The sequence below is a fragment of the Burkholderia sp. Bp9099 genome (assembly GCF_003857805.1).
Taxonomy (GTDB): domain Bacteria; phylum Pseudomonadota; class Gammaproteobacteria; order Burkholderiales; family Burkholderiaceae; genus Burkholderia.
The window spans coordinates 1-15,892 of sequence record NZ_QTPU01000021.1; the positions used below are offsets into that span (position 1 = coordinate 1).

At 69.3% G+C, this 15,892-nt stretch carries 10 protein-coding genes and 1 pseudogene; 2 read left to right on the forward strand and 9 right to left on the reverse strand.

Annotated features, from left to right (window positions below; all coding sequences use genetic code 11):
- From DIE17_RS23735 to DIE17_RS23765, 7 genes are all read right to left on the reverse strand, one after another.
- Positions 1-1,551: cytochrome P450 (locus DIE17_RS23735; RefSeq protein WP_260439263.1), on the reverse strand; the 1,551-nt coding region annotated here is incomplete at its 3' end.
- The gene (locus tag DIE17_RS23740; RefSeq protein ID WP_124573147.1) at positions 1,548-7,592 is read right to left on the reverse strand and encodes an SDR family oxidoreductase; all 6,045 of its coding nucleotides are present in this window, start codon (positions 7,590-7,592) and stop codon (positions 1,548-1,550) included. The genes DIE17_RS23740 and DIE17_RS23735, both read right to left, overlap by 4 nt.
- Before the next feature lie 75 nt (positions 7,593-7,667).
- Positions 7,668-9,272 (reverse strand): acyltransferase domain-containing protein, encoded by a 1,605-nt coding sequence (locus DIE17_RS23745; RefSeq protein ID WP_124487607.1) that lies wholly within the window; start codon positions 9,270-9,272, stop codon positions 7,668-7,670.
- A complete protein-coding gene (locus DIE17_RS23750) occupies positions 9,254-10,681 on the reverse strand; it encodes a TolC family protein (RefSeq protein WP_124487606.1) in 1,428 nt (475 codons plus the stop codon). The genes DIE17_RS23745 and DIE17_RS23750 overlap by 19 nt, the downstream gene beginning before the upstream one ends.
- A 3-nt stretch (positions 10,682-10,684) precedes the next feature.
- Positions 10,685-12,907: a peptidase domain-containing ABC transporter gene (locus DIE17_RS23755; protein ID WP_124487605.1), complete on the reverse strand. Its 2,223-nt coding sequence runs from the start codon at positions 12,905-12,907 to the stop codon at positions 10,685-10,687.
- A gap of 11 nt (positions 12,908-12,918) precedes the next feature.
- Positions 12,919-14,196 (reverse strand): HlyD family secretion protein, encoded by a 1,278-nt coding sequence (locus DIE17_RS23760; protein ID WP_124487604.1) that lies wholly within the window; start codon positions 14,194-14,196, stop codon positions 12,919-12,921.
- 152 nt (positions 14,197-14,348) lie between these two features.
- Positions 14,349-14,543 carry a hypothetical protein gene (locus tag DIE17_RS23765; RefSeq protein ID WP_044844870.1) on the reverse strand — a complete coding sequence of 65 codons (195 nt, stop codon included), beginning with the start codon at positions 14,541-14,543 and terminating at the stop codon, positions 14,349-14,351.
- Between the two features lie 101 nt (positions 14,544-14,644).
- On the opposite strand from DIE17_RS23765, the gene DIE17_RS23770 reads away from it, so the two are divergent.
- Both DIE17_RS23770 and DIE17_RS23775 read left to right on the forward strand, forming a co-directional pair.
- Entirely contained in the window at positions 14,645-15,043 is a 399-nt protein-coding gene (locus DIE17_RS23770) for a hypothetical protein (protein WP_124487603.1), read from the forward strand.
- A complete protein-coding gene (locus tag DIE17_RS23775; protein WP_124487602.1) occupies positions 15,021-15,215 on the forward strand; it encodes a hypothetical protein in 195 nt (64 codons plus the stop codon). The genes DIE17_RS23770 and DIE17_RS23775 overlap by 23 nt, the downstream gene beginning before the upstream one ends.
- Positions 15,216-15,340: 125 nt before the next feature.
- Here DIE17_RS23775 and DIE17_RS37530 read toward each other — a convergent pair whose 3' ends face one another.
- A complete protein-coding gene (locus DIE17_RS37530) occupies positions 15,341-15,505 on the reverse strand; it encodes a hypothetical protein (RefSeq protein WP_185500370.1) in 165 nt (54 codons plus the stop codon).
- A 195-nt stretch (positions 15,506-15,700) separates the two neighbouring features.
- Positions 15,701-15,886, reverse strand: a pseudogene (locus DIE17_RS23780) (hypothetical protein); the annotation flags it as partial.
- Between the last annotated feature and the right edge of the window lie 6 nt (positions 15,887-15,892).

Genomic DNA, 15,892 nt, shown 5'->3' on the forward strand with positions numbered 1-15,892 from the left:
TGGCGTTGGCGTTGGCGTTGGCGTTGGCGTTGGCGTTGGCGTTGGCGTTGGCGTTGGCGTTGGCGTTGGCGTTGGCGACAGCGATGGTGACGGCAACGGCAACGACGTAGCCCCCAGCGCTTGCGTGCCCGTAAACGGACACACCGATGTCCTGACAGCCGGCGCGCTTGCATCCCCCCCGGCCTGCCCCGCGGACACCCGCTCGCGCAAGCGCGGCTTCGCGATCAACCGGATCCCGTCGCGCGGACGCAGCGAGATCGTCGCGCCGGTGTCGAGCGAATGACCGGGCACCGCGCTCAGGTCGACATGCTGCGCCACCACCGCGATCAGCACGCGCATCTGCAGCAACGCGGTCTGATAGCCGATGCATTTGCGCATCCCGCCGCCGAACGGAAAGTACGCGTACCTGTGGCGCTCCGGCGCATGCGATCCGAAGTTCTCCGGATCGAACGCGTCGGGGTTCGCCCACAGCGCCGGATGACGATGCGTGACGTACGGCGACATGAACACCGACGAGCCGGCCGGCACGTGATAACCGCCGATCTCGTCGTCGTCGACCAGATCGCGCGTGAAGCCCCAGATCGGCGGGTACAGGCGCAGGATCTCGTCGACGGTCTGCGCGAGGTACGGCAGGCGTTCGAGATCCGCCGCATCGGGCGCGCGGCCGCCGAGCACCGCATCGAGCTCCTCGCGCAAACGGCGCAACACCTGCGGATGCTGCGCGAGCGCATAGAGCCCCCACGCCATCCCGCTGCCGGTGGTTTCGTGGCCGGCGAGAAACACGGTCATCACCTCGTCGTGCACCTCGCGCTCGGTCAGCGGCGCGCCCGTGTCCGGGTCGCGCGCGGCGAGCAGCAGCGAGATCACGTCGCTCGTGTCGCAGCGCCCCGCGCGATGCTCGGTGACGATCGCGTCCACGATCGTGTCGATCCCGCGGCGTGCGTGCGCGATCCGGCGATTGAACGGCGTCGGCATCCAGCGCGGCACGAAATCGTTCAGGTTGCCCTGCGGCATCATCGCCGCGATGCCGAAGCGCACGGCCGGCCCGACGTCGTCCGCATGCCGCGAGATGTCCGCGTTGAACAGCATCAGCCCGAGCATGCGCAGGCTCACGCGCATCATTTCCTCGACGGCGTCGAACGGCGCATGCGCCGGCCGCTTCAGCCACGCCTCGACGAGCGCGAGCGCCGCAGCGCCGACCGCGGCCGTGTGCGACTCGACCTGCTTGCGGTGAAACAGCGGCTGCACCACGCGACGGTGACGCCGCCAGAATTCGCCGTCGGTCGTCAGCAGGCCGTCGCCGAAGAACATCTTGAAGTTGTCGTAGAAGCGGCCGCGCACGTAGTTGCGGTGGTTGTCCTGCAGCACGTGCTGCACGCCGTCGGGATGCGCGAGCGCGTGCGTGAGGAACGGGCCGAGACGGTTGCGCGCGATGTCACCGTACTGCTGCTGCAGCTTCAGCAGCATCGTGACGGGATTGCGCTTGTACGCCGCGAGGTTGCCCATCACGACGCTGCCGCGCGGGCCGGGCGCGAGTCGCTTCATGCTCATGCGGACACCTGTTCGGAAGGCGCGCGCCCGGCCAGTTGCGCGTCGATCTCGCCGCGCGCGGCGAACGCGCCGGTCACGCGATGCACGTAGCCGATCACGATGCCCGTCACGTCGCGCATCTGCATCAGGATCCTGCCGTCCGGGCGCACCGCGACGAACCGGTTGCCGCTGCTCGCCGGCCCTTCCAGCGCGAACGCGCGCGGGCTCACGCGCAGCGCGATCGACGTGTGGCGGCTCGCCAGCTCGCAGTCGTTGCCGGCTTCGTAGATATCGATGCGGCCGATCGACATCGGCGCCGCGAGCGGAATGTAGTCGCCGGCGACGTGATCGAGCGCGGCCACGCGCGCGAGCCCGTCCAGCAGGATGCTCGGCACCACGAAGCGCGAGAACACCGGGTCGCCGTCCGGCACGTTCAGCCGGAAGCGCGCCTGCTTGCCCGCGTCGCTCATGCCGGTGTCGGTCGTCGACACGAACATGCCGGTCAGCCGCACCGGCGCCGCATCGAAGTGATACGGATCGGCGACGGGCGTGAACGTCGCCATTGCCGGTTCGTGCCACACCGGCGCCGGCGCGTAGGCGTCGGCCAGGCGCACGGTGATCTCGAAGTGCGGCTTGTCGCGCACGAGCACCTGCCCGCCCGGCGCCAGCACGTCGCCGGAAATCCGCACGCGCACGTGCACCGCGTCGCCGTCGCGCGACGCGATCCGCGCGTGGATGCGCTTCACGCTCGGCCGCTTCGCGTCGTACACACGCAGGAAGTGCAGGAATGCCGCGTCCGCGAAGCCGACGACCTTGAGCCCCGGCACGAGCCGCAGCGCGGCCTCGGCGGCCACTTCGGGCACGAAGGTTCCCGGCAGCGTCGGAAAGCCGTTGACGACGTGATGCTGCAGGTACGCGTCGCGCTCGAGGTCGAACACGCGCTCGAACGTCACGCTGTCGTCGGTCCGCGCGCGTTCCGCGCCGAGATAGAAATCGGGATCGCGCGACGCGGCGACGGCGGCCGGCGCGCCTTCGTCGAGGTCGAAGTAACCCGGCAGGTGCGTTTCGATCGCGCGTCGCTCGGCGTCGCCGAGATGCACGGACATCGCCGCGCGCTCGCCGAGCCCGAGTTCGCGCATGAAGTGATGCTGCCCCTCCGCGGTGCGCATGCTCGTGAACAGCCCGCTCTTCTCGAGAAACGCGCGCGTGACCGGGTTCGCGCCGAGCCCGACCGAGCGCCACAGCGTCCAGCCGATCGTGAATTCGTCGTGACCGAGCACCGCGCGGTGATACGACGCCTGCGTGTTCAGGAAGTCGTTGCCCGACGCGTAGTCGGTTTCGCCCGCCTGCCCGGTCAGCCCGATGAACGAGCCGAAGTTGCACCACAGGCGCGGCTGCCGCGCGCCGAACGCGCGGCGTAGGTTCCAGTAGCCGCGTACCTTGATGTCGCGCACCGCGACGAAATCGTCCAGCGACTTCACGCGCACCGATGCCGAACGGTTCAGTCCGGCCGCGTTGACCAGCAGGTCGACGCGCGGCTCGCGCGCGAGAATCGTGTCGATGGCCGTCTTCACGCTGTCGGGGTCGAGCACGTCGGCGCGCAAGTAGGTCACGCGGTGCGCGCCGCAGAACGCGCGCATCGCCTCGATGTTCATGCAGGCCGTGCGCGCGTCGGCACGCCGCTCGAAGGCGCGGATGATCTCGGGCAACGACCGTTGCGGATGCAGCGCCTTCTGCTGGCGGATGTAGTCCGGACGGCTCTTCGCGAACGTTTCGTCATCCATAGCGAGCAGTTCCGCGTCGATCGCGTCCAGCGCGCTGCTGCCGATCAGGTACAGCGTCGGGCGCACCTGTGCGGCGAGCGTCTTCATCAGCTCGCCGGTGATCCCGCGCGCACCGCCGACCGCGACCACGACCGAATCCTGGCCGAGCGACAGCCGCTCGTCCGCGCGCAGTTCACCCGCGTCCGCGATCACGCGCGGCGTGCGGCGCCGTCCGGCGCCCAGCGCGACGACCGGCAGCCAGTGACGGGCGCCGCTTTCCCGCTCCGCGTCGCGCAGCGCGTCCGGCAGCGCGCGCGCATCGGTCAGCACGGCAACCGGGCGCGCTTCCGGCATCTCGATCGCCAGCGCCTTCACGAGGCCCGTGAACAGGCCGGCATCCGGATGCGGCACGTCGCCCGTGAGCGCGTCGAGCAGCAATACGATCAAGCTGCCGTCGCGCTCGAGTGCCGCATGGCAGCGCTTGATCGCGAGAAACGCCAGGTCGTGCAGCGCGAGCCGCGCGGGAGCGGCCGGCGCTGCTGCGCCCGGTGCGAGCGTGCCGGCGTCGAGCGACGTGAGCACGCGCACGTGGCCGATGTCGTCGGGCAGGAAGTCGAGCGCCGCCGCGTCGATCCGCTCGATCCAGTGCCAGCCCGGCCGGTGCGTGGCGAACGGCCGCGTCGACAGCACCACGCAGCCGGGGCCCGCACCGCCCTGTGTGGCTTGTGCGGCCAGCGCCTCCGGCATGTCGGTCACGATCACGCAGCGCGGCGCGATGAACGGTGTTGACCGGCCCGCGGGCCGCCACGGCGCGTCGCGCCATTCGATCCGGTAACGCGCGACGCCGAGCGGCTCGCCGTCGGCCGCGACGCCGGTCCGGCGCAGCGGGCCGGGTATCAGGGTGCCGGGTTCAACGGGTGCGGTCGCCGCGGTTGTCGATGCGGCCGGTTCCGCGGTCGCGGCGGCCGGCGCCGTCGCATGGGCAGGCGGCACACGCAGCGCGTCGCGATGCGGCTCGTGCGGCGTGGTCCCGTGCGGGCCGGCCGGCTCACATGCAACGTGCAGCGCGTAGCGCGCGCGGTCGCCGCCGCCGTCGCGCGTGAGCGTCGTGCCGGCATCGCGCGCGATGATTGCGCGCAGCACGTCGATCGCCGAGTCGGCCCCCGCATACGTGACCGCGCGGCCCGTCGCATCGCATGGCGCAGCCGGTTCGACAGCAGCCCTCGCGTCGCCGCCGCCCACTACCGCGAGCACCGACAGCCCTTCGGCCTGCGCACGCCGCACCGTCGTGACGGCGAACAGCACGATGCCCTCCGCGAGCGGCAGCCCGAACGCGGGCCGCACCTCTTCCGCCGAGTTGCCGTTGATGCCGCCGACGATCGCCATGTCGAGTTCGCCGCTGCACAGGAAACGCTCGGCCGCCTCGAATGCCGCGAGCGTCGACGCGTGGCCCGCATCGACCGTCATGTTCATTCCGTGCAGGTCGTGATAGTTCGCGACGCGCGCCGGGATCACGTTCGGCATCATTCCCGGGAACGAATTCTCGGTCGTCGGCGCGACGAGTTGCTTCGTCGCCTCGCGCAAGCCGTCCAGCACGCGTTCGGTCGCCGCGCGTTGGTCCGGCCGCGTCGCGTCGAGCACCGCGGCCGCGATGTCGTCGAGATAGCAGCGGCTCGCGTAGAGCGCCGCATTGCGCGTGGGCCCCATGTGCCCCATCACGAGTCCGATCGTGTCCGCATGCGCGTGCCAGAACGTGCCGAGGCGTTCGCGCAGGTCGTGCGCGGCGTCGAGCGCCATCAGCTGGCAGCGATCGAGCGCGCGCAGCACCGCCGGCGGCATCTTCACGCGCGCGAAGCTCGGCAGCGGGTAGCCGGTTCCGAAGCTCGCGTCGGGCGCACGGCCTTCGCCGCGCAGCCACGCGGCGACCTGGGCGTCGCCGTCGAGGCCCGGAAACTTCGCGGACCAGCCGACGATCGCGAGCGGCTCGCGCTCGAACCGTCCGCTCGCCTCGCCGGCAGGCAGATCCGCGCGGTATTCCGACACGATCAGGTGACCGTTCGTACCGCCGAAGCCGAACCCGGACACCGCCGCGACGCGTGCCGATTCACGCCGGACCGGCCACGATACCGGCGCCACCGGAATCCGCAGGTTCGTGCCGGCGATGTCGAACTCAGGCGGCGGCTCGCTGAAGCGGTGCTGCGGCGGGATCACCTGATGGCGCAACCCGAGCAGCACCTGGATCACCGACACGACGCCGGCCGCCCACCCCGTATGCCCGACCAGCGACTTGTTCGACGTCACCTGCACCGGACGGTCGCGCCGGATCGCGTCGCGCAGGCTCTGGAATTCCGCGAGATCGCCGGCCGGCGTGCCCGTTGCATGCGCAACGACCCAGTCGACGTCGGCCGGCACCGTCGCGGTGCGCGCATACGCGCGGTCGATCGCGATGCGCTGGCCGGCCGAATTCGGCGCGTAGATCGCCTTGCCCTTGCCGTCGGACGACGAGCCGAACGATTTCAGCACGCCGAGGATGCGGTCGCCGTCCGCACGCGCCCGCGCGACGCGCTTCAGGATCACGACGCCCGCGCCGTCCGCGAACAGCACGCCGTCGCAGTCGCGATCGAGCGGCCGCACCTCGCCGCTGCGCGACAGCCCGTGCAGCTTCGAGAACAGGACCGAGCCGCGCGGCGCGAGCGCGAATGCGCCGCCGCACGCAACCACGTCCTGCTTGCCGAGCAGCAGCGCCTTGATCCCGAGATCGATCGAATACAGCGACGATGAACACGCGGTGTCGACCATCATGCATTGCGCGTCGTCCGGCAGCACGCCTTGCATCGCGTTCAGGCCGACCCGGTGCGGGAAGAACGACGCGAGATCGCCGGCGCCGCGCGCATAACGCGCGCTCAGCACCGCATCGATCGCGGCCACGCGCCGCTCGCGCTCGGCCGCGTCCACGCCTGCCTCGATCAGCACCGCGTTCAGGCGTTCGCGCGCGGCGGCCAGCACCATCCCCTCCTCGAGATGCTGGCTGCCGTCCGCCGTGTAGCCGACGAGGAACGCCACGCGATCGGCGTCACGCAGCGTCACGCCGTCGAGCGACTGGCACAGTGCGTGACGCAGCCACAGCGTCGTCAGCTCATGCGGCGCGGTACCCGCGTCGAGTTCGGCGCGCACCGTCGGGCACGGCTCGAACTGCTCGATGAAGACCGAGCGCGACTGATAGCTCTTGTCCTCGGCCGACGTGTCGGGCGAATAGAACGAGCGGTAATCCCAGCGATCCGGCGGCACGTTGCCGAACAGTTCGGGGCCGTCGAGCAGCGCGCGCCAGAACGCGTCCGGATCGCTCGCGCCAGGCAACGCGAGACCCATGCCGACCACGGCGATGTCGTCGCTGTCCGGCGCGTCGTCCGGTGGCGCGGCGGGACCATCGGCCCGCTGCGCGTTCACGGAGACGGGCGGCGCCGCGGCCGGCGCCGCCTCGCCCGCGCCCTCGGCACGCGCCGCGCCCGCCCATTCCGCGCGCGGCGACAACCCTTCGCTGCACAGCGACAGCCCGCCGTCCGCGACGACCACCTGCCCCGTGATCCAGCGCGCCGCATCCGACGCGAGAAACACGACGAGATCGGCGAGGTCCTCCGCGCGTGCGAGCCGCTTCAGCGGCGTCGCCGCGATGCTCGAGCGCTTCGTGTTCTCCGGGTCCGGAAACTGCGCGGCGACGTCGCCGTCGATCAGCGTCGACGACGCGCCGTTCACGCGAATGTCGCGCCCCGCGTACTCGACCGCGAGATAGCGCGTCAGCGATTCGAGCGCTGCCTTCGCGGTGCCGACGACCAGATAGTTCGCCGGCACGAGCGTCGCGCCCACCGACGACACGTTGACGATCGCGCCGCCGCCCGAGCGCGCCATCAACGCCGCGGCGCGGCGCGCGCACCAGAACGCGCCCTTCAGGTTGGTGTCTAGCGCGCGATCGAAATGCTCGGCGCCGATCTCGTCGACGCCCAGCAGCGCGCCGGACGCCGCATTGTTGACGAGCACGTCGAGCCGGCCGTAGCGCCGTTCGATCTCGTCGAACATCCGGTCGACCTGCGCCTGCTGCGCGACCGACGCGCGGATCACGTCGACCGTCGCGCCGAGCGCGCGCAGTTCGTCGGCCGTCTGCTTCGACGCGTCGAGCGAGTGGAAGAAATTCAGGATCACGTGCGCGCCCTGCTCGGCGAAACGCCTGCAGATCGCCTTGCCCACGTTTTTCGCACCGCCCGTCACGAGAACGAGCTTGCCGCGCATGCTGGTATTCGACATGGATCGCCTGCCTATCGAGAACTTGTCATTACGGGCAGGGCCCCCCCTGCCGATCAACGTTTCAGCCCACGGCCGTCAGGCGAGCGCCTTCCCCTGGTTCTCGTAGACGAAATCGACGATCTGCCCCATCGCCTTGAAATCGCCGCTGCGGAAATTGGCCGGCAGCGGCGGCAGCGCGTAGCGCGCGGTGATGCGCTGGATGATCTCGGTCTGCTTGACCGAATCGATGCCGAGCTCGGCTTCGAGCTCGATCGTTTCGGAGAACACCTCGGCCGGATACTCCATCGCTTGCGCGTAGATATCGACGAGCTCCGTGAACAGCCGCTCGCGCGGCACGTGGGCGGGCTTCGCCGGGGCGAGCGGCTCGTGCGGCGCCGACGGCGACGGCACCGCCGTCAGGGTCGGCGCGGCCACGGCCACGGCTGCCAGGCGCGGCGCGGACGCGCCGCGCGGCTCGGCCTGCGGTGCCAATGCGGCGAGCGTCGGTGCCGCGACCGGCGCGGCGCCGGCCGGCGCCGTGCTCGCCGCATCGAACGCGTGACGCAGCTCGCCCTTGAGCCAGTCGACGATGTGCGGTCCGCGCGCATGCCAGAACGCGTCGAACCCGGAGCCGGCGTTGCCGATGCGAATATCGTCCTTCATGATGCTGTCCTCCTGGAAATAACGGGTGATGGTCGTGACGACGCTCGATTCCTCGGTCGCGTTCGACGGGCCGCCGAACGTCCTGACCGTGCCGGGCCCCGCGATGCGCACGACGATGCGCGCCAACGCGTTGAGCGCGCCGCATTCGACGTAGCGCCCGATGCCGTCCGCGCACGCCGCGCGAATCGCATCGGCGAACCGCACCGGCAGCACGAAATGCGACGCGAGCCGCGCGCCCGGATCGTCGGCGCCGCTGTAGCGGCGGCCGAGGATCGGCGAATACACCGGAATCGCGAGCGGGCCGTGCCGATACGCGGCGAGCCGCGCGGCGAACTGTTCGCGCGCGCCGGCCAGATCGGTGTGATGAAATCCATACGGAGACCTGAGCGTCTGTGCGGTCACGCCGCGTGCCGCGCATGCCGCGACGAAGCGCTCCAGCGCGTCGCGCGGGCCGGACACGACGGTCTGCGACGAATGGTTCTCGACCGCGACGCACACGTTGCGCACCGCGTGCGTGACGGCGCTCGCGTCGATCAGCTCGCGCGTCGCGTCGGCACCCGTCGAGATCGCGGCCATCATCCCATCGGCCGGCGCCGCCGCCTGCAACGACGCAATCCGGTCGCAGACGATCCGCGCGCCTTGCTCGATCGAATACATGCCGCCGCACACCAGCGCCGCGATCTCGCCGAAGCTGTGTCCGATCAGCACGTCGGGCGTCACGCCGCGCTCGCGCAGCACGCCGAACATCCCGACCGACGCGCCGTAAATCCCGAGCTGCAGCAAATCGGGCGCTTCGTGCAGCCAGACGTCGAGCCCGGCATCGTCACGCCACAGCGCACCCGTCAGCGGGCGGCCGAGGCGCTCGCTCGCGACCGCGTCGAGCATGTCGAGCGTCAGCCGCACACTCGAGTGTTCGCGGCCCAGCTGCCGCAGCGCGCCCGCATAAAACGCGCCCTGTCCCGGGAACAGGAACGCGCAGCCGCGCGCTTGCGCGCCGCTCGCGTCCGGCCCGGCGCCGTTCAGCCCGCGTCGTTCCATAATCCCAACCTCCCGAGGCTCTCGGCCAGTTTCAGTCTCGCGATCCGCCACTTCGACACCGCGAGCACACGCTGCCGGCGCGCATCCGCGAGCGCCGACTGCGCGTTCAGCAATTCCGTGAACGTGCCGACGCCGGCCTTGTAGCGGCCACGTGCGATGTCGAGCGAATGCAGCGCGGTATCGAGCAGATGCCGCGAGTTGTCCAGGTTCGTCGTATCGGTCTGCAGGCTCTGGTAGCTCTTCCATACGTCGAGCGACACCTTCAGTTCGGTATTGCGCACGTCGGCTTCCTGTGCGTCCGCCTGCGCCTTCGCTTGCGCGACCCGGTAGCCCGACGCGAACCCTTCGAACAGCGGAATCGAGACCTGGATGCCGATCGAGTTGCTGTGACTGCTCTGCAACTGGAGAAACGACGCCTGCTGCTGGTAGGACGGGTTGTTGCGCGCGAGGCTGCCCGTCAGCGAGATCGTCGGCAACGACTGCGCGCGCACCGCCCGCACCTCGTCGCGCGCCGCTTCGAGCTTTTCGCGCGCGGCGATCAGCTTCGGGTGATGGCGCTTCGCTTCGGCGATCAGGTCGGCGACACCGCGCGTGAAGTCGTCGCGATCGGGCGACGGTTCCGCGTCGGCGATGCGCAGCGGCGTATCGGCGTCGGCGCCCAGCGTCGTCGCGAGCGTGCCGATCGCGCTCTGCAGGTCGCCCTCCGCGCTCACGCGATCGAGCAGCGCCTTGCGGTAGGTGGTCTGCGCCTGCAATGCGTCGCCGAGCGTGCCCGCGCCGCCGTCGTGCCGCGCGCTCGCCTCGGCGAGGCTCTCCTGCGCCGCGTGCTCGACCGCCTGCGCGGCGGCGAGTGCCGCCTGCGCGTCGCGCAGCGCATAGAACGCCTGCGCCGCGTCGTAGAAGACACTCTGCAGCGCATCGTCGTGCGCCGCGTTGGCCGCGCGCAGCAGCGCGCGCGCACGGTCGAGCGTCGCGCCGCGCTTGCCGAAATCGAACAGCACCCAGCTCAGGTTGAGCATGCCGTAGCGGCTGGTGCTGCGCTGGTCCTGCGAATAGCCGCCGCTGTAGTTCGTCGTCAGGTTGTCGCGCTCGACACCCGCCGTCGCATTGAGCGTCGGCCAGTACGCGGCCTTCGACACGCCGACCTCGGCCGCCGCCGCGCGCGCATCCGACCATGTCCGGCTCAGTTGCGGATGCGAGCAGATCGCCAGCAGGATCGCGTCCTCGAGCGCGAGCGGCCGCGCGTCGACAGGCTGTGCGCCGCACGCGGTGGCCGACGCCATCGACCCGGCCGGCGTGGCCGCGACGTCATTGCGCGTGCCGTACACGTCGAGCAGCTGCGCACGTGCCGGCGGCGCGGACCCCGCGAGCGCGACGACGGCCAGCACGGTAGCGAGGGGACGCTTCATCGCTCAGCGCCCCGCGACCGGTTCCGCCGCGCCGGCGTCATGCGTCGCCTGCTGCGGCGCGGCGGGTGCAGCGGCGGACGTCCTTGCCGCCATCGCCGCGCGCATCGCGGCGGTCGACTGGTCGAGCACGACCTTGCCGCCCTGCAGCATGATGACGCGCTGCGCGGACGCGATCGTCTCCGGCCGGTGCGCGACGATCAGCCGCGTCATCGCGAGCTGCGTGACGGCCGCGTTGACCTGCATCTCGCGCTGGATGTCGAGATGGCTCGTCGCTTCGTCGAGCACCAGAATGCCCGGCCGCTTGTACAGTGCACGCGCGAGCAGCACGCGCTGCTTCTGCCCGCCGGACAGCACCGTGCCCATGTCGCCGACCAGCGTGTTGTAGCCCATCGGCATCGCGGCGATGTCGTCGTGCACGGCCGCGACGCGCGCGCATTCGGCGACCCAGCGCGGGTCCGCGTCCGGATCGAAGAAACTGATGTTGTCCGCGATCGAGCCCGCGAACAACACGTCGTCCTGCAGCACCGTGCCGACCAGCGCGCGCAGCCGCTCGACGCCGAGCCGGCCGACGTCGAGCCCGCCGATCCGCACCGTGCCGCCCGTCGGTTCGTGGATGCCGAGCAGCACGCCGATCAGCGTCGTCTTGCCGCAACCCGACGGCCCGACGATCGCGACCGACTCGCCCGCCGCGATCGTCGCGCTCACGCCGTCCAGCACGAGCGGCTCGCCTTCCGCGTAGCGAAACGACAGCGCCTCGATCTCGATGCTCGCGTCGAGCGCGTCGGCCTCGCCCGGCACGTTGCGCAGGCTCGGGTCCGGCTCGCTTGCCGCGAACACGATGTCGGCCAGCCGTTCGCCCTGGAGCTGCAGCATCCTGACTTCGAAGTACTTGTCGATCAGGCTGCCGACACGGCTGTCGAACTGGTTCTTGTACGCGTTGAACGCCATCAGCACGCCGACCGTGAACTGGCCGTCCATCACCATGCGCGCGCCGAGCCAGATGATCAGCACGTTCTCGATGCCGAACAGCAGGCCGTTGAGCTGCTGGTAGAAGATCTGCAGCTTCTGCACGTGCAGGCTCGCATTGACCTGCTCGACCAGCAGCGTGATCCAGCTCGCGCGGCGCTCCGTCTGGCGGTTGAACAGCTTGATCGTCTTCACGCCGCGCACCGTTTCGAGGAAATGGCTCTGCTGCTTGGCCGCGTGCACGATCTGGTCCTCGGTCGCGCGCCGCAGCGGTCCGTACCACAGCCACCGGACGAGCGCGTACAGCGCCATCGTCGCCAGCGCGACCAGGCCGAGCACGCGGCTGTACACGAACATCATCGCGAGCGTCACGATCGTCATCAGCCCGTCGATCACCGCGCCGAGAAACGACGTGGTCAGGGTCTGCTGGATCGTGTCGATCGAACCGAAGCGCGACACGACGTCGCCGAGATGGCGCCGCTCGTAGTAGCGCACCGGCAGGCTCAGCAGGTGCGTGAACACGTTCGCGCGCCACTGGATGTTCAGCGTGACGCCGACGTACATCAGCGCCCACGCGCGAATCGAGCCGGTCGCCTGCTGCATCAGCAGCAACAGGCCGAAGCCGAGCGCCAGCACCGTCAGCAGGTCGCGATCGGCGCTGACGATCACCTCGTCGATCACCCACTGCAGGAAGAACGGCTGCACCAGCATGAAGACTTCGAGCGCGATCGCGAGCGCGAGGATCTGCGCGAGCGAGCGCGACAGCCCCGACACCGGGCCGAGCAGTTCGCGCAGCTTCACCGCCGGCCGCGCCGCGCGCGGCGCGAACCCGGCGGCCGGCCACAGTTCGAGCGCGACGCCGGTGAACGCGCGCGACACTTCGGCGAGCGGCACCTTGCGGACGCCGTGCGACGGGTCATGAATCGTCGCGGTCTTGCCGCTCACTTCCTTCAGCACGACGAAGTGATTGAAATTCCAGTGCAACAGGCACGGCAGGCGAAGCTGGCCGAGCTGCGCCAGATCGAGCTTTACCGCGCGCGTGCCGAGCGCGAGGCGCTGCGCGACCTCGATCACGCGCCCGAGCCCCGCGCCCTTCAGCGAAACGGGGAATTGCCCGCGCAGCGTCGCGAGATCCACGTGATGGCCGTGATAGCCGGCCACCATCGCGAGACACGCGAGCCCGCATTCCGCGGCCTCCGTCTGCAGGATCATCGGCAGCTGGCGGCCGAGGCCGAACGAGAGTCGATCGAGTAGTGCCATGCGCGACCTCGTCAGAGTTTGCCGGTGAGGCTGTAAAGCGGCTCCAGCACCCATTCGTACAGACGCCTGCGCTCCTGCAGGATGTCTGCCTGCAGCGTCATGCCCGCCTGCAACGGTTGCTGCGCGCCATACGCGGTGACGTGCTGCGCATCGAGCGCGACGATCACGCGATAGAAGGTCGCGTCGCGCCCCTCGCCCGGCGTCGCCGCCGGGCCGCCGTCGTTCGCGAGTTCGGCCGCCGACAGCGCCGTGCGCGCGATCGACACGACCTCGGCGCGATACTGGCCGAATTTCTGGTACGGGAACGCCTGGTAGCGGACCAGCACCGGCTCGCCGACCCGCACGAAGCCGATCGCCGTGCTCGGCACGAACAGGTGCGCCTGCCAGCGCGCGCCGCCCGGCACCACGCTCGCGAGCGGCCTAGACGTATCGACCGACTGGCCGACGGCGGCGATCGCCGCCGTCACGACGCCCGCTTCCGGCGCGGTGACGACGATCCGGCGCTTCGCCTCGCTTTCGATCAGGTTCTGGTCGACGTCGATCACGTTGCGGTCGATCTGCGCGAGCTGGTTCTGCTGCTTGAGGTCGAGGCCGGCCAACTGGTTGTTCGCTTCCGTCAGCGACTGCGCCGTCGACGCACGCTCGCGCAGCAGCCCGTTCAGCTTCGACTGCTGGTCGAGCAGGTCGGCTTCGCGCTGCTGCGCCTGATCCTTCGAGATGTAGTCCTGGGCCAGCAGGCCGCGATAGCGTTTCGCGCCGTCGGCCGCGATCGACGTGCGCAACCGCTGCGCCGCGAGCTGATCGTCGATCTGCGCAAGCTCGCCGCCCAGGCTCGCGATCTTCGCGCGCACCGTTGCGCGTTCGTCCTGCTGCAGGCTGCGCGTCTTGTCCATTTCCGTGAGCAGCGACGCCTTGCGCTGCCGCGCCTGCGCGATCAGCGCGGCTTGCGTCGCGCCTTGCGCCGCGCTCTGCAGGTCGGTGGACACCGTATAGAGCGTCTGCCCGCGTGCGACGTGCTGCCCTTCCTTCACGTCGCGCTCGACGACGATCCCCGGCTGCAGCGCGTAGACCTTCACCAGCCCCGCATCCGGCATCACGACGCCGCTGACCGTCGTGCGACGCGTGTAGGTGCCGAACGTGAAGAACAGCAGCACGCACGCGGCCATCGCGACCGCGGCGGCCGCCAGCAGCGTCAGCGACACGGGGCGCACCAGCACGATCTCGCCCAGCGCGCCGGCGCGCTGCGCCTTTTGTGCTTCGTGCCGGAAGAGAGAAGTCGGGTTCGTCAAGATACGGGATGACTGACTGTCAATTGGGTTCGACGGGATGCGTTCCGGTTGCCCGGGAAGATCGCCGCGGCACCCCGCTTCGGTGCCGCGGCGGTCCGCGATTCACGCGATGGCGGCGCAGCGCGCGCCATCGCACGGAAATCGCGTTCGGCTTACGCGTGCTGACCGCCCAGCAGGCCGAGCAGTGCGTTGCCCGTGCCCACGACAGCCGTCGTCAGCGCTTCGCCGACGTTGTAGAGCGTCTGGCCGTACAGCTCGACCACGTTGCCCAGCGTGTCGAAAATCGAGCCGCCGCCGTAGTAGCCGCCGGAAACTTGTGCGATTTCCTGCTGATTCAGTTCTTGCATTGCGTTTCTCCAGATTGAGAATGCTAGATAACCCATCTAGCGGGGCATCGAACCACGCCGCGAATCGCGACGCAGGTCAATACGTTAAATATGTTAAATTTATGAACGAAACGACTCCATCGCCCGTTTATATTTCATCGATCATTCCAGCCAGATGGCGTGCGGCGTCCCATCGGATCGAATATCGCGATGAATTCTTTCGCAACGCCCTCACGATCGATCAGCATTCGACAAACCGGCTGTTTGTCGATATGCAATTAATCCTCGCGCCGCCCGGCGTCCGATTCGACGACTTCAGTCTGCAGGCGAGCAGACACCCCGTGAGTGGACCTCGCGGCACCGTGCACGTCGCGGAACAAAAGAATGAAAGCGCGAATGAATACTTGCCCGATAATCAGCAAAAAATCAGATACGCACCGATTACCAGCCGCCCAATCAACCCTCAAGAAATGATTGAGCCGCGTCAGGTTTTGCTCAATGAATTTCTTACAAAAAATTAATTCACGGGCCAATGATCCGACACTTTCCGGCCCCTCTTTGTACGATACCGCACCATCGGGCAAACCCGATATCAGAGGGCTATTGATTCTATTTTCAGGTGGAATTCTGGGCGCAAATGTCGAGATTGAATTCCCGCAGTTGATGCCGGAAAGTGATTGTCGTGGCGGCTGATCGGCCCGATGGAATCCGTCGAATTGATATGCAAACAGAGTGCATGAACGGGCCGCACGCAACGGCGGGCGCGCGGGCGAATATACGCACCGGGCCTTGCGGACGGCCCGGCGCGCAGCACGGCATCACGCCGCTTTCGGCTTCGCGAGCTGGTCCGCGACGGGCAGGCTGCGGATGCGCGTGCCCGTCGCCGCGAAGATCGCGTTGGTCAGCGCCGGTGCGACCGGCGGCAGCCCCGGCTCGCCGACGCCGCCGAGCGGCGTCGCATAGTCGTCCGGTGTCCGCGGCATCGATCATGCAGGGATCGGTGTGGCGTCCGCGAATGCGGAACGTGTATGGCTGTCAGTATCCGTGGCCGACGCTGTGCCGCGGAAGGGCTATTCCGCGAAAACACTTTGGCATCCGGGGGACATTCGCATTTTCTGCAGAATGTGCAACGCACCGGGAGCGCACGTGTATCCCGTGACGCGACAGGAGAAACGGCAGATCTTCGCGAACGCCGTGCTCGCGGTCTGCTTCAGCAGGTACTTGCGCTGCGACGACAGCGGCGTCTCGCCGAACCTGCACGGGGCCGCCGATTCGATCCTGCCGATGTAGCCGCGAAAGTCGTCGTCCGAGCAGCCATCCTGGCGTGCGGCCCACGGCGCCGGGAAGCGCGGCGCGTCATGCGCGTCGCG

What these genes read in the sequence shown, in the direction of transcription:
- DIE17_RS23740 (WP_124573147.1), bottom strand. Translation starts at nt 7,592, where the DNA reads ATGTCGAATACCAGCATGCGCGGCAAGCTCGTTCTCGTGACGGGCGGT.
- DIE17_RS23745 (WP_124487607.1), bottom strand. Translation starts at nt 9,272, where the DNA reads ATGGAACGACGCGGGCTGAACGGCGCCGGGCCGGACGCGAGCGGCGCG.
- DIE17_RS23750 (WP_124487606.1), bottom strand. Translation starts at nt 10,681, where the DNA reads ATGAAGCGTCCCCTCGCTACCGTGCTGGCCGTCGTCGCGCTCGCGGGG.
- DIE17_RS23755 (WP_124487605.1), bottom strand. Translation starts at nt 12,907, where the DNA reads ATGGCACTACTCGATCGACTCTCGTTCGGCCTCGGCCGCCAGCTGCCG.
- DIE17_RS23765 (WP_044844870.1), bottom strand. Translation starts at nt 14,543, where the DNA reads ATGCAAGAACTGAATCAGCAGGAAATCGCACAAGTTTCCGGCGGCTAC.
- DIE17_RS23770 (WP_124487603.1), top strand. Translation starts at nt 14,645, where the DNA reads ATGAACGAAACGACTCCATCGCCCGTTTATATTTCATCGATCATTCCA.
- DIE17_RS23775 (WP_124487602.1), top strand. Translation starts at nt 15,021, where the DNA reads ATGAATTTCTTACAAAAAATTAATTCACGGGCCAATGATCCGACACTT.
- DIE17_RS37530 (WP_185500370.1), bottom strand. Translation starts at nt 15,505, where the DNA reads ATGCCGCGGACACCGGACGACTATGCGACGCCGCTCGGCGGCGTCGGC.